Origin of the sequence: Clostridium saccharoperbutylacetonicum N1-4(HMT), from assembly GCF_000340885.1 — a bacterium.
In the GTDB taxonomy this organism is placed as follows: domain Bacteria; phylum Bacillota; class Clostridia; order Clostridiales; family Clostridiaceae; genus Clostridium; species Clostridium saccharoperbutylacetonicum.
Window position 1 is genome coordinate 3,457,339 of record NC_020291.1, and the last position, 25,998, is coordinate 3,483,336.

The 25,998-nt window shown below is 28.0% G+C and carries 24 protein-coding genes and 2 other annotated features; of the genes, 22 read left to right on the forward strand and 2 right to left on the reverse strand.

What is annotated here, in order from left to right:
• Nucleotides 1-148: 148 nt before the first annotated feature.
• From CSPA_RS15470 to CSPA_RS15570, 21 genes are all read left to right on the forward strand, one after another.
• Complete coding sequence (locus CSPA_RS15470) at nt 149-1,507, forward strand: FAD-binding oxidoreductase (RefSeq protein WP_015393261.1); 1,359 nt, start codon at nt 149-151, stop codon at nt 1,505-1,507.
• 130 nt (nt 1,508-1,637) lie between these two features.
• A complete protein-coding gene (locus CSPA_RS15475; protein WP_015393262.1) occupies nt 1,638-1,847 on the forward strand; it encodes an alpha/beta-type small acid-soluble spore protein in 210 nt (69 codons plus the stop codon).
• 342 nt (nt 1,848-2,189) lie between these two features.
• Entirely contained in the window at nt 2,190-2,981 is a 792-nt protein-coding gene (locus tag CSPA_RS15480) for an HD domain-containing protein (RefSeq protein ID WP_015393263.1), read from the forward strand.
• Complete coding sequence (locus CSPA_RS15485) at nt 2,978-3,358, forward strand: VOC family protein (RefSeq protein WP_015393264.1); 381 nt, start codon at nt 2,978-2,980, stop codon at nt 3,356-3,358. The genes CSPA_RS15480 and CSPA_RS15485 overlap by 4 nt, the downstream gene beginning before the upstream one ends.
• A 128-nt stretch (nt 3,359-3,486) precedes the next feature.
• Nucleotides 3,487-4,311, forward strand: a complete 825-nt coding sequence (gene hisJ / locus CSPA_RS15490; protein WP_015393265.1) for a histidinol-phosphatase HisJ — start codon at nt 3,487-3,489, stop codon at nt 4,309-4,311.
• Between the two features lie 25 nt (nt 4,312-4,336).
• Nucleotides 4,337-4,945, forward strand: a complete 609-nt coding sequence (locus CSPA_RS15495; RefSeq protein WP_015393266.1) for a YdcF family protein — start codon at nt 4,337-4,339, stop codon at nt 4,943-4,945.
• Nucleotides 4,946-5,023: 78 nt separating this feature from the next.
• Nucleotides 5,024-6,286, forward strand: coding sequence for an HD-GYP domain-containing protein (locus tag CSPA_RS15500; RefSeq protein ID WP_015393267.1), 1,263 nt, complete (start codon nt 5,024-5,026; stop codon nt 6,284-6,286).
• Nucleotides 6,287-6,565: 279 nt separating this feature from the next.
• A complete protein-coding gene (locus CSPA_RS15505; RefSeq protein ID WP_015393268.1) occupies nt 6,566-7,270 on the forward strand; it encodes a response regulator transcription factor in 705 nt (234 codons plus the stop codon).
• Complete coding sequence (locus tag CSPA_RS15510; protein ID WP_015393269.1) at nt 7,245-9,617, forward strand: HAMP domain-containing sensor histidine kinase; 2,373 nt, start codon at nt 7,245-7,247, stop codon at nt 9,615-9,617. Before CSPA_RS15505 ends, CSPA_RS15510 begins: the two co-directional genes overlap by 26 nt.
• Before the next feature lie 66 nt (nt 9,618-9,683).
• Nucleotides 9,684-9,863, forward strand: coding sequence for a hypothetical protein (locus CSPA_RS15515; protein WP_015393270.1), 180 nt, complete (start codon nt 9,684-9,686; stop codon nt 9,861-9,863).
• 484 nt (nt 9,864-10,347) lie between these two features.
• Nucleotides 10,348-10,689, forward strand: coding sequence for a hypothetical protein (locus CSPA_RS15520; protein ID WP_015393271.1), 342 nt, complete (start codon nt 10,348-10,350; stop codon nt 10,687-10,689).
• A 38-nt stretch (nt 10,690-10,727) separates the two neighbouring features.
• Nucleotides 10,728-11,825: an alpha/beta fold hydrolase gene (locus CSPA_RS15525; RefSeq protein ID WP_015393272.1), complete on the forward strand. Its 1,098-nt coding sequence runs from the start codon at nt 10,728-10,730 to the stop codon at nt 11,823-11,825.
• Nucleotides 11,826-12,079: 254 nt separating this feature from the next.
• Entirely contained in the window at nt 12,080-13,510 is a 1,431-nt protein-coding gene (locus CSPA_RS15530) for an MDR family MFS transporter (protein WP_015393273.1), read from the forward strand.
• A 240-nt stretch (nt 13,511-13,750) separates the two neighbouring features.
• Complete coding sequence (locus tag CSPA_RS15535) at nt 13,751-14,659, forward strand: M15 family metallopeptidase (RefSeq protein WP_015393274.1); 909 nt, start codon at nt 13,751-13,753, stop codon at nt 14,657-14,659.
• Between the two features lie 25 nt (nt 14,660-14,684).
• On the forward strand, nt 14,685-15,794 hold the full coding sequence (locus CSPA_RS15540) for an amidase domain-containing protein (protein ID WP_015393275.1): 1,110 nt from the start codon (nt 14,685-14,687) through the stop codon (nt 15,792-15,794).
• A 142-nt stretch (nt 15,795-15,936) separates the two neighbouring features.
• A complete protein-coding gene (locus CSPA_RS15545) occupies nt 15,937-16,488 on the forward strand; it encodes a GNAT family N-acetyltransferase (RefSeq protein ID WP_015393276.1) in 552 nt (183 codons plus the stop codon).
• 126 nt (nt 16,489-16,614) lie between these two features.
• Nucleotides 16,615-16,879: a binding site (T-box leader), on the forward strand.
• A gap of 122 nt (nt 16,880-17,001) precedes the next feature.
• The gene (gene aspS, locus CSPA_RS15550) at nt 17,002-18,291 is read left to right on the forward strand and encodes an aspartate--tRNA(Asn) ligase (protein WP_015393277.1); all 1,290 of its coding nucleotides are present in this window, start codon (nt 17,002-17,004) and stop codon (nt 18,289-18,291) included.
• Between the two features lie 174 nt (nt 18,292-18,465).
• Nucleotides 18,466-18,750: an Asp-tRNA(Asn)/Glu-tRNA(Gln) amidotransferase subunit GatC gene (gene gatC / locus CSPA_RS15555; protein ID WP_015393278.1), complete on the forward strand. Its 285-nt coding sequence runs from the start codon at nt 18,466-18,468 to the stop codon at nt 18,748-18,750.
• A gap of 13 nt (nt 18,751-18,763) precedes the next feature.
• Nucleotides 18,764-20,203 carry an Asp-tRNA(Asn)/Glu-tRNA(Gln) amidotransferase subunit GatA gene (gene gatA / locus CSPA_RS15560; protein ID WP_015393279.1) on the forward strand — a complete coding sequence of 480 codons (1,440 nt, stop codon included), beginning with the start codon at nt 18,764-18,766 and terminating at the stop codon, nt 20,201-20,203.
• Between the two features lie 12 nt (nt 20,204-20,215).
• Nucleotides 20,216-21,655 carry an Asp-tRNA(Asn)/Glu-tRNA(Gln) amidotransferase subunit GatB gene (gene gatB / locus CSPA_RS15565; RefSeq protein ID WP_015393280.1) on the forward strand — a complete coding sequence of 480 codons (1,440 nt, stop codon included), beginning with the start codon at nt 20,216-20,218 and terminating at the stop codon, nt 21,653-21,655.
• Nucleotides 21,656-21,818: 163 nt separating this feature from the next.
• Complete coding sequence (locus CSPA_RS15570; protein WP_015393281.1) at nt 21,819-22,373, forward strand: hypothetical protein; 555 nt, start codon at nt 21,819-21,821, stop codon at nt 22,371-22,373.
• Nucleotides 22,374-22,568: 195 nt separating this feature from the next.
• On the opposite strand, the gene CSPA_RS15575 is transcribed toward CSPA_RS15570, so the two are convergent.
• Nucleotides 22,569-22,880 (reverse strand): ACT domain-containing protein, encoded by a 312-nt coding sequence (locus tag CSPA_RS15575; RefSeq protein ID WP_015393282.1) that lies wholly within the window; start codon nt 22,878-22,880, stop codon nt 22,569-22,571.
• A complete protein-coding gene (gene ilvB / locus CSPA_RS15580; protein WP_015393283.1) occupies nt 22,873-24,555 on the reverse strand; it encodes a biosynthetic-type acetolactate synthase large subunit in 1,683 nt (560 codons plus the stop codon). The genes CSPA_RS15575 and ilvB overlap by 8 nt, the downstream gene beginning before the upstream one ends.
• A gap of 151 nt (nt 24,556-24,706) precedes the next feature.
• Nucleotides 24,707-24,959 (reverse strand) — a binding site (T-box leader).
• A gap of 263 nt (nt 24,960-25,222) precedes the next feature.
• On the opposite strand from ilvB, the gene CSPA_RS15585 reads away from it, so the two are divergent.
• A complete protein-coding gene (locus CSPA_RS15585) occupies nt 25,223-25,849 on the forward strand; it encodes a GNAT family N-acetyltransferase (RefSeq protein WP_015393285.1) in 627 nt (208 codons plus the stop codon).
• The last annotated feature ends 149 nt before the right edge of the window (nt 25,850-25,998 follow it).

Genomic DNA, 25,998 nt, shown 5'->3' on the forward strand with positions numbered 1-25,998 from the left:
ATTAATTATTTATTTTTAATAATAAATTAATTACTGAAACTTTTCAGTATTTCTTGAATTGAGATGAAAAATCTTAATTAGAATTTATATATATTAAGAATAATAATTACTAAATATGCAATAAAATTATTAGAATTAGGTGATATACATGATAAATTTAGATTACACGGAATTAACTGGAGAAATAATAACTAGAGAAAGTTTTAATTATGAAGAGGAAAGAGCGTGCTGGAATAGAGCAATTAAAAAATATCCAAAGGTAATTATTAATTGCAGTAATAATCCTGATATAAGTAATGCAATAGCTTGGGCTAAAAAGAATTCTTTAGAAATCAGAATACGTTCAGGAAGACATCATTATGAAGGATATTCTACTGGGGATGATGTCGTAGTGATTGATGTAAACAAAATGAATAATATTGAAATAGATGAAAAAGCAAGCTTAGTTAAAATACAAGGTGGGGTTAGTAACCGAGAAATATACGAGACACTTGGGAAAGCTAACTATCCTTTTCCTGGAGGAGGCTGTCCAACTGTCGGCGTTACAGGCTTAGTCTTAGGCGGAGGATGGGGATATTCCTGCAGAATGCTTGGTTTATCAGCAGATAGTTTACTTCAAATTGAGCTTATAGATTACAAAGGAGAATTGATAATTGCCTCAGAAAATATAAATGAAGATTTATTTTGGGCTTGCAGAGGCTCTGGTGGTGGAAATTTTGGTGTTGTTACTAGTATGACTTTTAAATTGCCAGCAAAGCAAAATATAGCAACATTAATTGATATAGATTATGCAAATATTAACTTGGATCAAATAAAATCAATATTTGATTTATGGATAGAACTTTTTAAAGATTTGGATAGACGAATGAACTTGAAAATGGCAATATATAATTCGAAAATAAACGGAAAAGGCGTTCATATAACAGGGGTATTCTACGGCAGTGAAAATGAAGCTTCTAGCATTCTTTCAAAATTTAAAAGTGTATTACCTTATAGAGTATTTGATCTAAAATGTACTTCTATTTTAGAAATTAATAGGATAATTCAAGATAGCCATCCACCATATGAAAAATATAAATCCTCAGGTAGATTTGTATTTAATAATTACGATTCTAGTATGGTAAAGAAAATCATAAAACTTGTAAATGAAAGAGCTGAAGGATCAATTTACACAGCTGTTTCACTTTATGGATTAGGCGGAGCAGTGATGGACAAAGATAAAGAGGATACAGCTTTCTTTTATAGAGATGCAAAATTTATAATGGGTTTCCAATCAGTTTGGGAAGATGATGTACATGCTAAAACTAATATAGATTTTGTTAAAAATAATATTTCTTTTATTAAATCTATTACTACTGGGGCCTATATTAATTTTCCATGTGGCGAACTTGAAAATTATGAAGAAGAATATTATGGTGAGAATTATAAAGAACTGAGAAAAATAAAAATAAAGTATGATCCATCAAATGTCTTTAACTTTCCTCAATGTATTAAAACTATATTGTAAACTTGGCATAATTTTTTAATAGAAGGCATGCTTACTATTTTTACTAATAATTTATTAGATTAATATTCTCTTTAGTGGTTAATATAATACTGCCAAGCAAAATTTATATTATTAAAGGGAGGTAATTATTATGTCTTCAAACAATAGTGGAAGAAACAGAACATTAGTACCAGAAGCAAAGCAGGGATTAAGCAGATTAAAAACTGAGGTTGCTTCAGAAGTTGGTTTAAGTGACTATGAAAATCAAGATAAAGGTAACCTTTCTTCAAGACAAAATGGTAGCGTTGGCGGTTACATGGTAAAACACATGATCGAAAGCTACGAACAAGGCTTAAAGTAATTTAAGCTAAGCATGTAGTAAATCCATTCTCCGAGGAACCGTAGACTCCTTCCTTACGGTTAATGAAGGCTAGTAGAACATTTGTATTTTAAAATACTTGCTCTACTGGCTTTTATTATGTATAAATCAAGTAATAATTAAAAAAGGCTATATTTGAATTGGTTATAATGCTAAAATATAAATGATACAGAATAATTCTGGAATACTTTTAGTTATAGAAATAATATATATAAGTTCTAATCAAGATTGTACATCACAATTCAAGAAATCCAGAATGGATTCCGCCATTAATTGAATATTGATAATTGGAATATATAATTCTCATCATATAAGGAGATAAAGATGGAAAAAGATTCACTTAAAAAATATTATAATTGGTTCAATTCTTACATAAAAAAATTTTATGGAGATGACCCAGTGATAAATCAAAATATAGAATTAAAGGAAAAACATACTTTAAATGTTGCTAACCATGCAGTAAGTATTGCTAAATCTCTCAATTTAACAGGAGAAGAAATTAATACTGCAGAAATCATAGGCTTATTTCATGATATAGGAAGATTTGAACAATTCAGAACTTATAAGACATTTAGAGATTATCTTTCAGTAAATCATGCAGCACTTGGTATAAAAATACTAGTGGAATATGATGTTCTAAAGTATTTAGATAAAGACCGACAAAAATTAATTATTAAAGCAATAAATCTACATAACGAAAAAGATCTACCAAAAGATTTAAATGTTGATGAAGCCTTGTTTTGTAAATTAATTAGAGATGCAGATAAGCTTGATATTTTTAGGATTATTACTGAATATGAAGAAGAAAGAAGAAATAATCCAAATCCAGCTTTAGATAATTTGCCTTTTACGCCAGGCTATAATAAAGAGTTACTTCAAGCTATACTTACAAATAAAAAAATCAATAACAATTCTTTAAAGAATTATAATGATAGAAAATTATACGAATTAAATTGGATAACAGATTTGAATTATGCTTTCTCAGTTAACTACATTAAAGAAAAGAATATATTAAAAATACTTACTGATTGCTTACCCAAAAATGATGAGATCGATGAAATTTCAAAATATTTAGAAAAATATATAGAAGGTTTTCTTAAGGAGGAAAAAATATGATTAATAACATTAGCAAAATCACAATTTATGTACAAGATCAAGAGCAAGCTAAGAATTTTTGGGTCAATAAATTAAAGTTCATTGTAAAATTTGAACAACAAATGGGGCCAAATATGAAATGGATCGAAGTGGCTCCAAATGAAACCTCACAAACTACCTTTGTATTGTATGATAAAAATATGATGAAAACTCAAAATCCAAAAGTTAATATTGAACATCCATCTATTATTTTAAGTACAACTAATATAGAGGAAGCATATACAGAAATGAAAAATAACTCTGTAACTGTCGGTGAAATGATGACGATGCCTTATGGTAAAATGTTCTCTTTTAAAGATTGTGATAATAATGATTATTTGCTTAGAGAGGATAAATAGTTTTATTTATTTTAATTTATGTGGTATGGAGTGGCTATATTTAGTCACTTCATAATAGCAAAGTTCAAATATTGACTTATATTAATTTATCATAGAGAGGATGTGAAATTTTAAAGAAATATGCATTAATGGATCTTTCTTTAAAAGTAATTATGGAAAATAAAAAAATAGTAAGAGATGGACATATTCATTCACCATATTGTCCTCATGGAACTCAAGACAGTTTTGATATGTACGTAGAAAAAGCACTAATTGAAGGCTTAGAAGAAATTACTTTTACTGAACACATGCCCTTTCCATGTTATTTTATTGATGATAAAGCTTTTCAAGATGAATGCGCTCCTAACTTTGAAGCAATTAATAAATATTTTAAAGACGTTGAAAAAATCAAATTAAAATATGCAGATAAAATCAAGATAAATATAGGCTTAGAAGTTGATTTTGTTGAAGCCTATGAAGAAGAAACAAAAAAAGTTCTTAATTTATATGGTCCCAAATTAGAAGATGGATTACTTTCAGTACATTTTATTAAAATTGATGATCAGTATGTAGCTATTGATGGTAGAGATGGATTTGAACAAGCCTTAAATTTATTAGGAAGTATTGACAAAGTATATGATAAATACTATGAAACACTTCTTATAGCTATCCAATCAGATCTTGGCCCATATAAACCTAAACGAATCGGACATCCTAATTTAATTAGAATTTTTAATAAATTATATCCATTAGAATATAAGAATTATGAGCTTTTAGAAAAGATAGTAAGAGAACTTAAAAATCGCAATTATGAAGTAGATGTAAATACAGCAGGTCTTAGAAAACCTTATTGTGGTGAAATTTATGTAGCTGATGCTTTTAAAGAATTAGTAAATAAATATGCTATAAAAAAAGTTTACGGTTCTGATTCTCATACAGCTAAAGATGTTGGAAGAGATTTTGATAAGGAATAAACATTATTTTAGTGAGGTATAAATAATGACAGTTGTTGGCGGGGAATTAATAAAAGATATAACATCTTTTATTTTTATTGAGGATAAATTAGAAAAAGCTGATATTATTTTCATTCCAGGTGGTTCTTGGCCTGAACCTGCAGAAAATGCAGCCAAGCTATATCTGGCTAATTATGCTCCTTTTATTTTACCATCAGGTAAATATAGTATGAGTAAAGGCTATTTTCCAGGGGCAATGACTAAGGCAAATGAATATACTGGACCATATTATACTGAATGGGCTTTTATGAAAGATGTATTATTATCATATAAAGTAACTGAAGATGCAATATTAAAAGAAGATAATGCTACTTGGACAAAAGAAAATGCATTCAAATCCCGTGAAGTAACAGACAAATACAATTTGAAAATAAAGAAAGCAATTATTTGTTGTAAATCCTTTCATGCAAAACGATGTTTAATGTTCTACAGCTGGGCATATCCATCTACAGAATTTTTAATATCTCCAGTAGATGTAGAAAATGTAACTAAAGATAACTGGTTTAAAACTGAAAATGGCATTGATAAAGTTATGGGGGAATTATCACGATGTGGTGGTCAGTTTAAAAAAGCAATTCCTTCTTGGTTTAAGTAAGGTACTCGCTCATATTAAAGATTATCAAAATATAAAAATGATAATTGTATTACTTGCTGTTAAGGAGGTTGATATTTAATGATAGAAAATTCAGAAGTTACTTTAAGTCAAATGATAAAGATTATACATAGAGCAATAAATTCAGTAGAAAGAGGACTTTTAAATCATGGAGAAAAGGTTGCTTATTTAATGCTTAATTTACTAAAAGCAGAAGGAAGCTACAGTGAAGAAGAAATAATTAATCTTTGTGCAATTTCAATCTTTCATGATATAGGAGCCTATAAGGTTGCAGAAAAAGACAAAGTTGCAGAAGTTGATGAATCAGCTTCTGTATACGAGCATGCTATTTATGGCTCTTTATTTATAAAGTATTTTTCCCCACTTTCAGATTTATATAAAGTTGTATTAACTCACCATTTTACACATACATATTATCTAGAGAATGAAATTGATGTAATTTCTATAGAAGGATTATTATTAAATTTTGCAGATTATGTGGATAGAATGTATGTAAGTGAAAATACAAACATTAAAGATACCATACTTAAAATAAAAGATGAATTTTTAGCTGAGCATATAGATTTATTTTTAACTGCAGATAGTAAATTTAATTTTCTAAGTAAATTATTTGATGGATCATACCTAAAAGAATTATATGAGTTTTTCGATAAAAAGATTTTAACAAGAGAAGAAGTATTAGCATATAGTCAAATGCTTGCATATTCTATAGACTTTAGAAGTGAAGCTACAGTTAAACACACTATAATAGTTGAGGCTATAAGCTATCAAATTGGAAAATTATATGGACTAAACAAGAAAACTTTATCAAAAATAAAAATGGCATCAACCCTTCATGATATAGGTAAAATAGGCATTCCTGTTGAAATTTTAGAAAAGCCAGGAAAGCTTACAGATGATGAATTTGAAATTATGAAAAGTCATGCAATTATGGGTTACAATATTTTAAGTGACTTAAATATTGATGATATTAGAGATATTGGTACATTACATCATGAAAAATTAGATGGAGCAGGATATCCTTTTGGCTTAAAAGAAAACCAACTTACTACAGAAATGCGAATTGTAGCAATAGGAGATATTGTTAGTGCCTTAATTGGAGTTCGGAGTTATAAGGAAGCCTTTAGTAAGGAGAAGATAATTAAAATATTGACAGATATGGCTGCGTATAAAAAAATAGATTCGTTTATAGTTAATTTATTTGCGGAAAATTATGATTTCATTATTGAAGAAGCACAAAAACAATCAAGCAATTTAATGGATATCTATTCAAATCTAAATACTGAGTTCAAGATTTTATTGAAGCAATTTACATACAAATAATTAAAAAGGTTAATTTGAAATACAATTTTATTTCAAATTAACCTTTTTAATAATTTTTTCTATTTAAATAAATATTTTCTTTATTAATTGTATTTTTTAATCTTTAGAAATTCTTTCATTTTTTATAATAATTCTCTTTAGATTCATATTGTATATTATTATTAAAGCATATGTTTCACAGAAATTATCTAGATAATATATCCAATGTTGTTATATAATAGTATAGCTGTAGCTTATATATGCACTTCAAAATAAAAAATGTAAGGATGTAATTAAATAATGAATTTATATAATGTCTTAATTGTTGAAGATGAAAAAGAAATATGCGATGGTATTGAAATATACTTAAAAAATCAGGGTTACAATGTTTTTAAAGCAGGTAATGGACTTGAAGGCCTTGAAATCATTGAAAATGAGGCAATTCACTTAGCCGTTGTTGACATCATGATGCCTAAAATGGATGGAACTACAATGGTTATGAAACTTCGTGAAAATTACGAGTTCCCTGTTATAATGCTTACTGCAAAATCTGAAGAAATGGACAAAATCATGGGCCTTAATATAGGTGCAGACGATTATGTTACAAAACCCTTTAATCCCATGGAGCTTCTGGCAAGAGTAAATTCACAATTAAGAAGATATTCAAAATATTTAAATGTCATAAATAATTTAGAAGAAAACTCAAATAGTTACGTTATTGGAGGCCTAGAATTAAATCTAGATACTAAAGAAGTGCTTTTAGATGGAGAAGATATTAAAGTTACACCAATAGAATTTAAAATTTTAAAACTTCTTATGAAAAATCCAGGAAGAGTATTTTCAGCAGAAGAAATTTATGAATTAGTTTGGAAAGAACATGCTATAAATACGGATACTGTAATGGTACATGTTAGAAATATAAGAGAAAAAATTGAAATTGACAGAAAAAATCCAAAATATTTAAAGGTGGTATGGGGAGTTGGATACAAAATTGAACGACAGTAATAATGAAGCAAGAAAAATAAAAATAGATTCAAAGAATACTAGAAAAATATTTATTATAAATCTCATTGCAATAATCTTATTTTTTACAATTGGAACTTTAATGGTTGGAATTTATCCTAAAATTGAAAATGCGGGAAAAGCAAATTCTCTTTCTTTTTATAATTATGATTTTATTATTGAAGATTTTTCAAAAAGTATTTATGTGCTTTATAAGGATGCATTAGAAACTCAGCAAAATAAAACTATCGATGTTAACGATATTTATATAAAATCAGAATTAAAAGCAAAAGATAGTAATGAATATGAAGTGTTGAAAAAAAGTTTAAATGATCATTTAGACAGTTGGTCCTCGTATTTAAATAATGAATATCGAAATGTTGATTATGTTGTGCTAGACAAGAGTAATAATATTATTAAAACTAATACTGATAATACTTCGAATACATTATTAAATTCAAATGACATCGATAATAATTATTTTTTTTATGTTAGCATTAGTTTTGATGAAAACGGTAATAATGTTATTAATAGGATATATGGTGTAAATGAACACGACTTCAGAAATGCATTAAATAATCAATTTAAATTAAATTACTTATTTTATACAGATAATTATAATATTGATAAACCAATTAAAAATATGACTTTTATATATGGGATAGGTAAGAATTTAAAATATAATGATAATTCTTCTGCACTTATAGAGCAGGGACAAGCTGATGCTTATTCTAATATAACAATAATATATGTGTCTATACTTGGAGGAATAATTGTACTTCTTAGTTTATGCATTCCACTTAAGGTTGAAAAAGAAATCATTATCTGCAAACAGCTTTTCAAGTTTCCATTTGAAATTTTAATGTCATTAGTCGGAAGTTTAGTCGTTATAATGTTCATAGGCTCTGGCGCAATAGTTCTTTACACTTTAAATAGTGATTTTGTAACTAAAGGATTAAAACAAATCGGAATAGATCCGAATTCAGGAAATATTATAGTGTATTTATCAAATATAATTTATTGGTCAATATTCTCTACATTAATATTAGTAGTTATATTTACATTTAAAAAAATCTTTAGCATAAGCTTAATGAAATATTTTAAAGAAAAAACATTAATTGGTCTAATTATAATGAATGCAAAAAGAAATATTAAGAAGACATATGAAAATGTAGATAATATTTTTGAAAATGTAGATATCAAAGAGAAATCTAATAAAGCTATAGAAATAATTAATAGTTGCTACAGATATCTAAATAAAAAAATTCAAAGTCTAATAAAAAGAATATATACAACTATTTTTAATATTAATATACGTGAAAAATCTAGTAAAGTAACTGTAAAATTGCTTGGAATTAACTTTATATTTGACTTATTTATTATAATAATATTCTTTGCTGGATGTATTATTTTTGTAAATAATGAAGAAGGGTTAATACTATGGGCCTTTTTAATATTAATATTCTATAATATAGTGTTATTCATTTTTATCGAAAAATATTTCACCAAATTACGCAACAAATTTATCATGCTTTTAGATGCTACAAATAGAATTGCAGATGGTAAATTAGATATAAAAATTGAAGAGGATGCAGGAATTTTCAATCCATTTAAAGAGAATCTCCGAAAGATACAAGTTGGATTTAAAAAGGCCGTTGATGAGGAAGTTAAGAGTCAAAAAATGAAAACAGATTTAATATCAAATGTTTCTCATGATCTAAAAACTCCATTAACTTCAATAATTACTTATGTGGATCTATTAAAAAATGAAGATATTACAGAAGATGAACGAAAATCATATATTGACACGCTAGATAGAAAATCTCAAAGGTTAAAATTTTTAATTGAAGACTTATTTGAAGTAAGTAAAGCCACAAGCGGTAATATTACATTAAATTTAGTTAAAGTTGATATAGTAGAGTTGATGAAGCAAACACAAATTGAATTAGAAGATAAAATAAATAATTCTGGTTTAAAAATAAAAAATAATTTTTCATCCAATAAAATAATTTTAGAATTAGATAGTCAAAAAACTTTTAGAATCTTTGAAAATTTATTAAATAATGTAGTTAAATATGCAATGAAAAATTCAAGAGTTTATGTCGATATAAATGAACTTGAGGATTCCGTCGAAATAACTATTAAAAATATGTCTGCTGAAGAAGTTTCATTTAATTCCTTTGAAATTGTAGAAAGATTTCAAAGAGGAGATAAATCTAGAAATACTGAAGGTTCAGGTCTTGGACTAGCAATTGTAAAAAGCTTTGTGGAAGCTCAGGGAGGAAATTTTAATATAGAAGTTGATGGTGATTTATTTAAAGCTATCATTATATTTAAACTTACTAAATAATTATTTAATTCAGAATTCCTTATGTTATAATGTAGTGTGTGATTTTAAATTGATGGGAGAGATACTATGTTTACTAAGGAGGAACTTTTAGTAATAGAAGATGCCTTAAAAATTGCTGATGCAGAATATATAAAATTAATAGATGAAAATAAAAATAATAAAAATAGAATGGTTGCCTTTAATCGAAAGCAAAAGAAATTATGGTTAGTTCAAAATAAGTTAAAGAAACTTTTAGAAGAAAAATAGATACACAACGTAAGAATTAGATTTATGCAACAATTACCGAAATCTGATACATTTATCTTCCGCAGGACTAGTGAAATTTTCGCTGGAAGGTTCTAAATGTTGGCTTGTCGTCATTTCAGCGTGTTCCAGATGTAAAATCTAGACAAGCTGAAAATGAAACAAGCCCACATTAATACCCTTCAACAGCTCAATTTCACATGCCTGCTCCAGAAAAAAATGTATCAGATTTCTAGTTTATTTTTGTAATTTTAATTTCTCACGAATGTATGCATATTCTATTTATAATTTTGATTATTAATTTGGATATCTTTACACTGTTATGTATCTTCTAATAAATTTTTAAATCTAATTTCAATAAATAAATTGATTTCTCTATAATTGATCAATTACCCTTGAACATTTTATTGTATATTTGATAAAAAAAATATAACATATTATAATGTATAAAGCATCATATAATTAATGTAAAAGAGGAGAATAATAAATGAATGAATTATTTAAAATTAAAGATCTAGTATTTTACGAAGAAGAATTTGTAGATGATATTAAGGATTATGAAGATATATTAGATATAATACAGGAATTAAGTCCAGAATTAGATTATGAAATAATAGAAGTTGCAGGAGAAAATGGTTGCTGCGATAAGACTAAGAAGAATTATTTAGTTGAGATAATTGGCTATTTAGATGAAAATGATGAATTTATAACAAAAGAAGAAAGGGATTCTATGGGAGTAATGGCTTTGAATAAAAAATTTGATTTATTTGTTATTACTATTCATAAATGTACTGCTTGTAATAAATGGGTTATTTCACTATTAGAATAAGTTGACAAAAATATATTGTAGGAAGGACAGAGTATACCTTGAAATATCGAAATACAAAATTCGATTTAAAGATATTGTGTGTTTTTACATTATTAATTGCACAACTATTTTTTAATCTTAATTTTTTTAGCGCAACTGTACAAGCATCTGAAATTACTAACGAAATTGATCAAATTTATATTTCAGAAGGAGATTATTCTGACAAAATGAATAATATTGTTGAGCCATATTTACTAAATAAAGTTCAAAGTGGATATATTACTGGAGATAAAGATGCTAAGTTATATTATGAAAAATATAAAGTTGAAAATCCAAAAGGTAATATAGTCTTAAGTCATGGTTATACTGAAAGCTTAATAAAATATCATGAGTTAATATTCTATTTTATGAAAAATGGATATAATGTCTTTGGAATTGAACATAGGGGACATGGTAGATCAGGTAGTCTTGGTATAGCTGATAAAACGCAAGTACATGTAGATGATTTTAATCAATATGTCATTGATTTTAAGACATTTATTGATGAAGTAGTAATGCCTAATAATGATAATAAAAAATTGTTATTATATGCTCATTCCATGGGTGGAGCTATTGGTGCAAAATTTTTAGAAGATTATCCAGATTATTTTAATGGAGCCATTTTAAATGCACCTATGCTCCAAGTTAATACAGGAAATATTCCGGAATTTCTAGCTAAAATTATAGTTGAAATACAGGTTGCTATTGGTAATGGTGGAAAGTATGTTTTAGGCAAAGAGCCATATAATTCAAAATATGATTTAAAAACAATTAATACAACGAGCTTCAATAGGTTCAAGTATTGTTATGATATTGTAGATAACGATGAAGAACTTCAAAGAGGAGGAGCTAGTTATAATTGGACAAACGAAGCTTTTAAGGCAACAGAAGAAATAATAAAAGAAAGAAATGCTTCAAAAGTTGAAATTCCTGTTTTACTATTTCAAGCTGGACAAGACTTTATGGTAAAACCAGAAGGACAAAATCAATTTGCTAAAGGAGCAAAGAATTGTAAAATTGTTAGAATTGAAAATTCGAGGCATCAAATATTTGGTGAAAAAGATGAAATTCTAAAGCCATATTTAGAAGATGTATTAGAGTTCTATGATAATATATGAAAATATAGACTAATTTGTATAAAGTGAATATTTGATTTTTTATATAACTGGAAGTTGCATTTCAGTTATATTTTTTTATATAAATTTTCTGTATACATCTAATTATTTACGAAAAATTCAGCAAAAACTTTATTGTAATCGAGTGCATATATTAATAAAACAAGTTTTTCAATATTAAGAAGAAATTTTCCTTACAGAAACTTTTGGGTATTGCTACAATTACAAAGCAAATATTAAATTTTTGGAGGAAAACTATGAATAAAAAAAATCAAGGAACAAATTTTATCAGTATTATTGCTATATTAGTGGCTAGTGCCTTTGTTGCAACTTTTAATGAAACTATACTTAATGTAGCATTATCTTCAATTATGAAAGACATGAATGTATCCGCTGGAACAGTTCAATGGCTTGTTACAGCTTATATGACAGTAGCAGCAGTAATGGTACCTGTCACTGCTTTTCTTATTCAATCATTTAAAACAAGAAAATTATTTTTGTGTGCAATGGGATTATTGCTTATCGGAACGATATGTGCGGCATTTTCAAATTCTTTTGCTATGTTATTAATTTCAAGAATGATACAATCATCAGGTACTGGAATGATAATACCAATTATGACAAATACCATATTATTAGTAGCGCCAAAAGAAAAACTAGGAATATCAATGGCAATTTGTGTGCCAGCAATTTTACTTGGCCCTGCATTTGGTCCAACGGTATCAGGAATTATATTACAATATTTTAGCTGGCATGCATTATTTATAATGTTAATACCAATTGTAGCTATAATTATTATTCTAGGTTCACTATTCGTAGTAAATGTTGGAGAATTAACTAAGCCTAAGATGGATTATTTATCTATTATTTTATCAACAATTGGAGTTGGAACATTAATATATGCTATAAGCAGTATAAGTGAAGGGAATATTAAGATAACTTTAATAAACTTTATAATTGGGATTATTTGTTTGACAATATTTATAAAACGACAAAATACTTTAAAAGAACCAATGTTGAATTTATCTCCATTTAAATATTCAAAGTTTATAATGGGAACAATTTTAGTAATGATAGCAATGATGGTTACTTTTACTATGAGTATAATGTTACCAATGTATATGGAAGGAGCTCTTGGAAAATCAAGTTCTGTAGCAGGGTTAGCATTATTACCAGCTGTAATTTGTGCTGGACTTGCAGCACCTGTAGGAGGAAAAATTTACGATAAATTTGGGGTGAAGTTTTTAATACCATTAGGAACAGGAATAGTAACTATCTTTGTATTTTTAATATCGTTATCTAAAATCGATACATCTTTAGTACATTTAGTAATAATCTATATATGCATGAGTCTAGGAGTTGGACTATTTATGTCTCCTGCTCAAACTCATGGATTGAATCAATTGCCAAAAGAATATTATCCTCATGGAGTAGCAATAATGAATACAGTTCAACAAATTTCTGCCGCTATAGGATCATCGCTTTTTATTGGAATAATGTCAGCAGCTCAAATTAATGCATTAGAAGTGCACCACGTAACCAATGAAGTTGCAATAGCAACTGGATTTTCAACTTCAACAATGGTAGTTTGTGGATTTGCATTTGTTGGATTAATTTTATCTTTATTCTTCGGGCGAAATAAATCAGAAGTAGAAGCAAAGGATAAAGTTGAGTACACATCTGTATAGACTGCAAAATTGCTACTAGCGATTAAAAATTATAATTTATAAGATAGCTTAATGGAAGATTGAACTAGTTTTGATTTGTCAATAAATTTGGACAAGTTAATGTGGATCAACCTTCCATTTTTATATTTAATTATTTATATTCCTCCATCTTTTACTATAAGAACAGCAAATTTTTTTTACATAGTATGATAAATCTTCGGACAGTATATTACATATAGGATTAAATGGTGGTGAATAATGATGATAAAAAAATTAATTATTTTTTTAATATGCTTTTTAATTATTTTTAATATCCCAATAATCTCAAAAGCATCAGTAAACAAACCTTATGAAATTGAAATGAAACAAGATTTGTTAATCCTTATGCTTGCATACCCTGAAAATATTTCTGGAGTTGAGAAAAAAAGTAATGATGAAGTTTACTTAGTTATGAAATCAGGTAAGAAAATTAGATATGATGATAAAAGACAAAAGAACCATGAAGAAAAATTATCCGATCCAGATCTTCAAGATATGCTAGAACAATATTATCCTTTTGAAAAGACAAATGAAATAATGGATAAAAGCTTTGATCCAGGTAGGGCCAGAAATTATGCACTTCTAAGTGAAGTTTATGGAAGCTCAAAAACAGCTATTCAAAAAAATTTAACTAATATTAAATGTGGATATACAAATTATCAATTCAATAGTAAAAATAATGCAAATAAAGCTTTAGAAGAATCCTTAAAAGAATTAATATCTTTAGCAAGAAATAGAAATGATATAGCAAGTATTATTTATCCTGCAAGTGGCACTTTTAATTATAGAGTTATATCTGGAACTGGCAGATTAAGTCCTCATTCCTACGGTATTGCAATTGATTTAAAAAGTGATAGAAAAGATTACTGGAAGTGGAGTTCAATTGAAGATGGTAAAAAAAGATTAGCAGAGTATCCTAAAGAATTAGTAGATGTTTTTGAAAAAAATAATTTTGTTTGGGGTGGAAAATGGGGACATTTTGATATTTTACATTTTGAATATAGACCTGAAATAATATTGAAGGCAAGATATTTTGGAAATTGGGATAATGAAAGTGATTGGTATAAAGGAGTCCCTATTGATGAAAACACTAGTAAATATATTGAACTTATTGATAATACATTAAAGTAAAAATTTATTTGAAAGGTGGATTTTTATGCAGCTTTCTAAAAACAAAAAGCTCTTGTTTTTAATAAAAGCTATTATAGTAGCTTTACTATTATCTTTAATTAACATTAATAGTAAAATGGTTTTTGCCGAGCATATTATTACTAAAGATGAAGCTAAAAGCATTGCAGAGAATATTTTCTTAATAAAAAATAAAGCAATACTAGATAAAGATCTGGATTCAATAAAAAAATTATATGCTACAGATACAAGGTATGGCCAATGGGCATATGAATATGAGGAAAAGAAAGTTAAATATATTAATAATTGGGCTGAAAAACAAGGAGTAAAATTTATTGATATTATTCCTAAAATAGTGGTAAAGAAATCAAATGTTTGTAGTGAAAAATGTTCTTTTAGTATATTATGTAATATGGAATATAGATATGTCTATCCAGATAAGCCAGAACAAATAAATAGTTCAAGAATAGGGACATATCATTCATTTCAATTAACCCAAAGAGATAATAATTGGATAATAACAAAGGAATGGTACACAGATCCATTTGCAGATTCCTTAAGTTTAGAAACCATTAAGGTAGATACAATTAAGGAGTTCATAAAAAATCAACCTCCAAGAGATTTAAGTACAATAAGTGAAAGAAGAAAATGTTCAAAGGAATATGCAGAAAAATATTGTGGCGCAGCAACTATTGAAGAGCATGGATTTAAATATAATAAAAAGTATAGAGATTTTAATCCAGAAGGTGGTGACTGTGCTAATTTTGCATCTCAAATTCTCTTTGAAGGTGGTAAATTCAAAAAAAATTCTACTTGGAATTATGATAAAGGAAGTGCTACAGGACCTTGGGTAAATGCTGGAAAATTCACTTACTATATGATAAACAGTGGAAGAGCATCCGTTATAGCAAAAGGCAGTTATGATAAAGTGTATAAGGAGTCATATAAGCTTCAGCCAGGCGATTTTATTGCTTATGAAAAAAAAGGTGATATAACTCATGTATCAGTAGTTACTGGAGCTGATTCAAAGGGATATACCCTAGTAACTTGTCATAACACAGACAGAAATAACGTACCTTGGGATTTAGGATGGAGTGACAAAAGAATAAAGTTTTGGTTAGTCAAAGTTAAATATTAATGATTATTATGATAATACTGTAATTTTTGAGTTTTTTCAAATATAGAAAAATTTTATTATTTGTGTATAATAGATAAAGATAGCACTATAATAAAATAAGGGGGATTAGCAAGAAAGTATTATATATTCTTGCTTAAATAAAATGAATACTATAATATTAAACAAAAAAGATGGAAACAGTGTTGAAGCTGAATTAAAATTATTAGATTTAAGTTATCTTGATGAAATTATGAAACTTCAATCTGATATTTATGAAGGGATGGACAATAAGGAATTCTATTCTTGTACAACAAGAGATGAATTTGAAGAAACACTAAAAGAAACAGGAAAAATCATAGGCTGCATTACTTTAGAAGATAGCAAACTGATTGCTATAGGAGTTTATGTTCAATACGGATATAATGAGCATAATTATGGATATGATATTAATATTAAAGGTGAAGAGCTTCTAAGAGTTGGGCAACTTGAATCTTCTTTAGTTTTAAAAGATTATAGAGGTAACAGACTTCAAAAAATTATTTGTACATATCTAGAGAAAATTGCTAAGGATACGGGGATGAAGTGGCTTTGTGCTACAGTTGAACCTAATAATAAGTATAGTTTAAATTCAGTTAAAGAACTCGGCTATAAGGTAATGGTAGAGAAACTAAAATATGGCGGGCTTAATAGATATGTATTAATGAAAGAGTTATAGTATAATTTAAAATAAATAATCAAATTATTCAAAAAAGTATTGATTTTTGAATAATTATGAAATATAATAAATCTTGTAAGAAATATTGGTAAAATGTTAAGAAATTAATATTTAATGTATAAATTTATAAATGCTAAGATGAAGAAAAGTAAATTCTATTGGATGATTTTTAGAGAGCAGATGATGGTGGAATATCTGTATGAGTCTTGAATTGAAAGAACACTTCGGAGCAGTTAACCGAAATTATCTAGAATTAACTAGCTAAGAGTAGACTTAACCGGTTCCATACCGTTAAAAGTGGAGGGTATAAAATTAAATTTTGTACTTATATGAGGTGGGTTTTTTATAAAATCAACTAGGGTGGTACCGCGAATGATATCTCGTCCCTATGTATTAATTGCATAGTGACGAGTTTTTTTATATAAAAATTTATATAAAAAACGTGCATTTACTAAAATAAGTATAAAATTCGTATGTAAAAATAAGCAATAAATAGAAAAAGGAGTAATAACAATGAAGAGAGTATTTATTAAAGATTTAGTTGTAAAAGGTGAAGAAACAGTATTACTTAAAGGATGGGTTCATAAAATTCGTGATCTTTCTCATGTCTCATTTATATTACTAAGAGATAAATCAGGAATAATTCAACTTGTTTGTACTAAAGAACAAATTAAGGGGCTAAGACTTGAAAATTCAATTGAAGTAACTGGTATTGTTAGAGCAAATGAAAAAGCGCCTAAGGGTCTTGAAATAGAAGTTTCAACTATTGAAATGACTGGAAAAGTTTATTATGATAAACTACCATTTGAAGTTCAAAGTTTTAAAGAAAAAGCATCTCTCGAAACTCAATTAGACTTTAGAACTATAAGCCTTAGAATTCCTAAAAAGAAGGCCATCTTTAAAGTTCAAAATGAAATAGAAGACGCTTTTAGAAAATTCTTTAAAGGGAATGACTTTGAAGAAATTCATACACCAAAAATAACACATTCAGGAACAGAAGGTGGTTCTGAAATGTTTACTGTTAACTATTTTAACAGAAGAGCATTCTTATCACAAAGTCCTCAATTTTGGAAACAAATGATGGTTGGAGCAGGTTTTGAAAGAGTTTTTGAAGTAGGTTATGCATACAGAGCTGAGCTTCATAACACATGGAGGCATTTAAATGAATATGTAAGTTTAGATGTTGAGATGGGCTTTATTAAAGATGAGACTGATTTAATGGATATGGAAGAAAACTTTATAAGATATTTATACAAACATCTAAAGGAAACCTGCAGTGATGAATTAAAATTATTTAATGTTGAATTGCCAGAAGAAATTAGTATTCCAAGAATCCCACTTGCAAAGGCTCAAGAGATTTTATTAACTGAATATAATAAAAAATCTCCAGTTGGAAATATTGATAATGAAGGAGAAGCATTATTTCACAAATATGTTAAAGAAAAATACAATAGTGACTACGTATTTTTAACAGAATACCCAACTGCTAAAAGACCAATGTATGCAATGGAACGTGAAGAAGATCCAGAAATGACAAAGAGCTTTGACTTAATCTTTAAAGGTGTTGAAATAACAACTGGTGGACAAAGAATCCATGATTATGAAATGTTAAAAGCTAAAATGGAAAGATTAGGATTAAAACTTGAAGATTTTGCTTTCTATTTAGATACATTCAAATATGGAATGCCACCACATGGAGGCTTTGCAATAGGTCTTGAAAGAATTACAATGCAAATTCTAAATCTTGGTAATATCAGAGAAGCATCATTATTCCCAAGAGATATGAAGAGATTAACTCCATAGTTAGAGAAATCAAAAGTGCGAGTCTAAATCTTGTATTTGATTACTCGAACTTTTTCTTCCAGCAGTATTGATTTGGTGTGAATCACTTACCCAATGAATAAATGTGAGCTGGTTTTCCTAAAATTGATCATTGGAAATTGACAATTGACAAAATAATTATTAGAGGTGAAAGTAATGAAAGTTAGTATTGATGAAGTAAAATATATAGCAAAGCTCTCTAAATTAAAATTTTCTGATGAAGAAGCAGCAAAATTTGCTAGTGAATTTGAAAGTATTTTAGAAAATTTTCAATATTTAAATGAACTTGATTTAGAAGTTAAAGAAGAAATAAATGATAAAGCTGAATTAAAGCCTGTAGTCAGAAAAGATGAAGTTAAGACTTTTGAATGCAAAGACTTATTTAGAAATGTTAAAGATATGCAAGAAACATATCTTAAAGTACCAAAGATTATTGAATAGGTGGTGGTAGAAAATGCAAATGAACATTAAAGACATGGTAGAAAAAATTAAAACTGGAGAATTAACTAGTGAAGCACTAGTTCAATCATATATTGATGAAATTACTAAAACAGAACCAACAGTAAATGCATTCTTAACATTAACTTGTGATGAAGCAATTACTAAAGCTAGAGAAATTGATGCAAAAATTAAAGCTGGAGAAAAATTAGGAAGACTTGCAGGTATTCCAATTGCAATAAAAGATAATATTTGTACTGAAGGTGTAAATACAACTTGTGCATCAAAAATGCTTGAAGATTTTGTTCCTCCATACGATGCTACAGTAGTAAAAAAATTACTAGCTGAAGATGCAATAATTATTGGAAAGGCAAATATGGATGAATTTGCCATGGGGTCTTCAAATGAAAATTCAGCATTTAAGAAGACTTTAAATCCTAGAGATATTACTAGAGTTCCAGGAGGCTCATCTGGTGGTTCAGCTGCTGCAGTTGCAGCAAAAATGGCTCCAATATCTCTTGGTTCAGATACAGGTGGTTCAATCAGACAACCAGCAGCCTTCTGTGGAGTCGTTGGATTAAAACCAACATATGGCTTAGTATCTAGATTTGGCCTAATTGCCTTTGGTTCATCTCTTGATCAAATAGGACCATTTTCTAACTCAGTTGAAGATAGTGCTTATATATTAAATATAATTGCTGGAACAGATTTATACGATTCAACAAGCTTTAGGGATTTAAAAGAAATTGATTATACAGCTACGCTAAAGGATGGAGTAAAGGGAATGAAAATCGGTGTTCCTGAAGAATTCTTTGGAGAAGGCTTAGATGAAGAAATAAAAGCTTCAGTTAAGGATAGCTTAGAAAAATTAAAAGAACTTGGAGCAGAAGTTGAAACATTTTCTCTTCCAATAATTAAAGATGGCTTGGCTGCGTACTATATAATATCTTCTGCAGAAGCTAGTACAAATTTAGATAGATATGATGGTATTAGATATGGATATAAATCTGAAAATTATACTAATGTAGATGAATTAATGGAAAACTCAAGAACAGAAGCTTTTGGACCAGAAGTTAAAAGAAGAATTATGCTTGGTACTTATGCATTAGCATCTGGATATTACGATGCATATTATAAAAAGGCAGATTCCTTTAGACAAAAACTTAGATATGATCTTAAGAAAACTTTCCAAAAATATGATTTAATTGTAGGACCAGTTTCTCCAGTTCTTCCTTTTAAAATTGGTGAGAAGAATTCTGATCCACTAGCAATGTATTTGGCTGACGTATACACTATAAATGTTAATTTAGCAGGAAATCCAGCAATATCTATTCCAGCAGGAAAGAGCAAAGAAGGCTTACCAATTGGAATTCAATTAATGGGTGATATGTTAAGTGAAGAAACAATATTCAAAGCTGCTTATAGCTTAGAACAAGCTTTAGCTGTTGAGTTATAGGAGGGGACAATAATGAATTTTGAAACAGTAATAGGACTTGAAATACATGCAGAATTAAAATCAAAAACAAAGATTTTTTGTTCTTGCTCAACTAAATTTGGAGCAGAACCTAATGCTAATACATGCCCAATTTGTACAGGGGTACCTGGAACACTACCTGTGCTTAATGAAGAAGTAGTTAATTTAGCTATAAAAGCAGGAACAGCACTTGGATGTACTATAAACAAATACAATAAGATGGATAGAAAAAATTATTTTTACCCTGATCTTCCTAAAAACTATCAAACTTCACAATTTGATATACCAATTTGTTCAGGCGGCTTGGTTGAATTTGAATATGAGGGAAAACAAATAAAAGTAAGATTAAATAGAATACATATTGAAGAAGATGCTGGTAAGTTAGTCCATGTTGAAGGTGAACCTATATCATTGATTGATTACAATAGAGTTGGTGTGCCTCTAGCGGAAATAGTTACAGAACCAGATATGAGAAGTGTTGGTGAAGCTGTAGCCTTTATGAAAAAACTAAAAGCAATATTAGAATATGGAGAAATTTCGGATTGTCGTATGGAACAAGGTTCTTTAAGATGTGATGCTAATATTTCTTTAAGACCTGTTGGACAAAAAGAATATGGAACTAGGGTTGAACTTAAAAATATAAACTCTTTTAGAGAACTTCAAAAAGCTTTAGAAAAAGAAGAGAGAAGACAAAGAGAACTTTATACTTATGGTGAAGGTCATAAAATAGTTCAAGAAACTAGAAGATGGGATGCAGCAAAAGGTAAGACAATATCAATGAGAACAAAAGAAGAAGCAGATGATTATAGATATGTGGTTGAACCAGATTTACCACCTATAATAATCTATAATGAGCAAATTGAAGAAATGAAAAACAAATTACCTGAAATGCCTGATCAAAAGAGAGAAAGATTTTTAACTTCTTATGAATTATCAGAAAAAGAAGTTGAAATTTTAATAGGTGACAAAGGCCTTGCTACCTTCTTTGAAAAAGTTGTTTCATTAAAGGTTACTCCTAAAATAGCTGCGAACTGGATTCTAGGAGATATCTTAAGAATACTAAATGATAAAAAAATTGAATCTGAAGATATGACATTAGAAGCAGAAGCCTTTGCAAAACTTCTAAAAGTAGTTGAAGAAGGAAAAATAAGCAATAATGTTGGAAGAGAAGTTCTAGATGAAATTTTCGATAAAAATATAGATCCAATGAAAATTATTGAAGAAAAAGGATTAATGCAAATAAGCTCAACTGATGAGTTAGAAAAAATTGTTGATGAAGTAATTGCAAACAATCCTCAATCAGTAGAGGACTTTAAAGCAGGTAAAACACAAAGTGCTGGTTTCTTAATGGGGCAAGTAATGAAATTATCAAAAGGTAAAGCAAATCCAAAGGTTGCAAAAGAGCTTGTTGATAAAAAATTAAGTGAGTTATAAAAATTAAATAATCAAAATAAAGATTATGCTGTTTTTAAGCATAATCTTTATTTTTTATAAAAAGCAAATTGTTATAAATTTGTTAATAAACCGGATACCTATTCTAAATTTCCAAAAAAGTGGTATAATATTGTTGAAAAATATGTAAAAGGAAGTGTAGCGTATGAAATTAAAATCAATAGCTTTAGCAATGGCTTTTACTAGTATACTTATGGCGTTACCTACTAGTGCTAAAGCCGAATCAAAACCTAATAATAGCTTTAACTCAAATTATATTGAAAAAGAGACTTCTATTCCAACTTTACAAAAACAAGCTGGACTCGATTGGCTCAATTTTTATCCGAATAAAGATATAACATATAATTCAGGCTGTAATAGCTATACCTTTTATTCTAATAATAATAATAATAATGTTGATGGTAATTTTATCATATATTATATCAACAATACTACTGGAGCAGGCGTTAGTGTTACTTTTAACAGTACCACATGTTCTGCAGTAACTTTTCCAATCGATGTAACAACAGCTCCAGCTGTCACACTATCCAATACTGGGATTCCTAATTTTACAACTAATTATGAAGAATTCTTAAATGAGTATGACAAACAAGAAATAGAATTCGATAATTGGATAAATAAGATGAATGACAAAATAGATTCGCAATTTGATAAAGTGCAAAAGCAAATGGAAAACTCTTGGAAGTTTATGAAAATGTAAGCATAAGAAACTCAAAATTCAATTTTTTATTAAATAACACAAAAGATAACACATACTTAGGGGAGTATGTGTTATCTTTTTGTTTATAGGGGAAATAATAATGCTTTACCTCAACAAATTTAATTTTATTCTATAAAGTTCACAACAATGTTACAATGCTGTGGCAGAAGTGTAAGAAATGTGCTCCCTCGTTAATTATAAATTATCACCATTTGTATTTAATTTCAAAACTTTATCAAGATTTTCAAATACAGATTGATCATAATCTTGATGAAGAGTTACATCAAGGACATCATAAAGTTTTTCAAGTTGCTTTATAATTTGATCTAATACAAAATCATTTTTTACTAATAAATACATTTTACTAGTTGAACCATCACCAATTTGAGCACATAATATTCCTTCAAGGTTAAAAGCACGTCTAGCAAATAAGCCTGTAATATGACTCATCACTCCAGCATGGTTTCTAACATGTAATTCAATTAAATAAGAATTAGTGTTAATCATTAAATTTTACACCACCGATCATTTCAATATTTGATTTTCCTGGGGGAACCATTGGAAGAATATTTTCTGTTTCATTAATTGGAATATTTATTAACCAAGGTCCTTTAGCTTCTAAAATTTCTCCTAATTTTTCTAAAGGATTTGTTTCACTAGCCAAATCACATGAATTTATTCCAAAACCTTCTGCAATAATTTTAAAATCCGGATTTGAAATAAAACTTGATGCAATATAATGTTCATTATAAATAAGCTGTTGCTGCTGACGAACTAATCCTAAGTGATGGTTATTTAAAATTATTATTTTTACATTTAAATCTAAATCTGCTAAGGTAGCAAGTTCTTGAATATTCATTAATATAGAACCATCACCACTAAAGCAAAGTATGGTTTTATCTGTATTCATCAAGGCTGCGCCTATAGCAACTGGAAGACCAAATCCCATAGTACCTAAGCCACTAGATGTTAGAAGGGTTCTCGGAGAACTGAATGGATATCTTTGTGCAACCCACATTTGATGTTGTCCTACATCTGTGGCAATAATTGTATCTCTAGGAACCTTAATACCAATATAAGGTATTATATTTGCTGGATGTAAATCATTGTCATAAGAAGGTAACGGATATTTTTCTTTAAAACACTTAACCCTTTCAATCCAACCACGCCTTGATTTGTCCTCAATTTCAGGCAAAATATCTTCTAAGAAATCTTTAATATTTGCAACCATTGATAAACTGCTTGATTTAACTTTATTAATTTCTGACGGATCTATATCAATGTGAATTATAGAAGCATTAGGGCAAAATTTTTCAATATTTCCTGTTGCACGATCATCAAATCTTACACCTAGAGCTAAAATTAAGTCAGCTTCATTAAACAAATAATTAGTATAAGGAGCTCCATGCATTCCAATCATTCCAAGACTTAATTCATCATTACTAGGATACGCATCTAATCCCATAAGACTTAAAGCAACAGGAATATTACCCTTTTTAGCTAATTCATATAAATTGTTTGAAGCATTAGAATTAATAACACCTCCACCAGCATAAATAATTGGTTTCCTAGACTTATTAATTAATTCAGCCATACAAAATAGAGTAGAGCCTTTTAAATTTTTTCGCTCACACAAGCCATCAAGTTGTTGAGTTTCGTTAGAGAAATCTTCTACTTCAATGATTTGTGTCTGAATATTTTTAGGAATATCAATTAATACAGGTCCTGGTCTTCCATCTAAAGCTATTTTAAAAGCTTCCTTAATTACAGTAAATAAATCATTAATATCTCTAATTAAAAAATTATGTTTTGTTATTGGAATAGTTAATCCATATGCATCAACTTCTTGAAAAGCATCTGTACCAATTGCTGATAATGGTACTTGACCAGTTATAGCAACTAATGGGATTGAATCAAGTTTTGCATCTGCAATAGCTGTTAATAGGTTAGTTGCTCCAGGTCCAGATGTTGCAAAACATACGCCCACCTTATTAGTACTTCTTGAAATTCCTTGTGCAATAAAGCCCGCGCCTTGTTCATGTCGCGCTAATATATGTTTGATTTTACTTTTATATAAAGCATCATATAATGGAAGATTAAATCCACCTGGAATTCCTGCAATATATTCTACACCTTCATTTTCTAAAAGTTTTATAACAATTTCCGCACCACTATATTTCAAAAAAATCACTCCTTAACTTTATAATCTATTCATCATTGATTTTGGGTAACCATGGAATTTTTAGTTACATATGATATCTTTGGAACTCTTTAAGTATAAATAATTGGCTTTTGTAACATCTTTAAAATAAAAAAAGCTCCTCATCCTAGACATTTAGGACGAAGAGCAACTCACCGCGGTACCACCTAATTTTGTATATTAAATACACTCTTTAATTATGATACAAGCAAAAGCTTATATCATTGTCTTTATAACGGTAGACATTCCGTTTAATTCTACTCTCAAAATGATTTCTATTAAATTCTCCAAGGCTACTTTCCATATATAAATCATGAGAATTTCCACCAACCATTCTCTCTCTTTATTTCAAAAATATATGTACTTCTCCTTATCAACGAAGCATATTTGATTTGTATTAATTATATTCAAAAATGAATATATTTGTCAATAATATTCTGAATATTTTGCTAATTGTATTCTGAATTTTTTTAAAAAATTATAATAATTTATAGTGTATTATATTAATATTTGAAGAAAAATATGTTGTAATTGCTATTAAAAGTTATTATAATATTACGATAATATAATATAAAAATTTGTTTTTAGCAAAAAGTAAACTCATATTGTAATTATGAAAAAATAAAATGGTGATATTAGGAGAACTTTAATGTTAAATCATAAAGGTACACAAATTATTGAAACTACTAAATTTATATTAAGGCCATTTAGAGTTTATGATATCTTTGATATGTATTATAATTGGGCTTCTGATAAGGAGGTTACAAAATATCTTACGTGGGAAAAGCATGATAGCATTAATAAAACTAAAGTTGTAATTTCAATTTGGAAAACTGCTTATCAAAGCTTAGAATATTATAATTGGGCAATAGAAGATAAGTCTACTGGTAGCGTAATTGGAAGTATTAATCTTATGAATCTTGATAACTTTAACGAAAACTGTGAAGTAGGATTTTGTATAGGTAAAGAGTTTTGGAATAAAGGAATTATGACAGAAGTATTAAATACTGTACTTGATTTTGCCTTTATGGAAATTAATTTCTATAGAATTACAGCTAGAAGGCATATTAACAATTTAGCTTCAGGAATGGTTTTGAAGAAATGCAATTTTGTATATGAAGGTATTTTACGGAAAATAGTAAAAAATAATTTAGGTGTATTTGTTGATTGCAAATATTATTCAATAATAAAACCAGAATATATTGAGCTTGAAAAAGCAGGTAATGAAAAGAAGAGTTATAGAGAAATTAAAGATTTAATTAATAACTTAAATTAATAGCAAGGAGCAGATGAGTATATAGTGCCACTGCTCCTTTTAATTATTGAAAATACCTAAAAATATTTTTCTAGATATAAATGCTAGGGATAAAGAGTTTACTATGTTAAAATATAATGTATATACTTACACGAAGGAGATTAAGACTA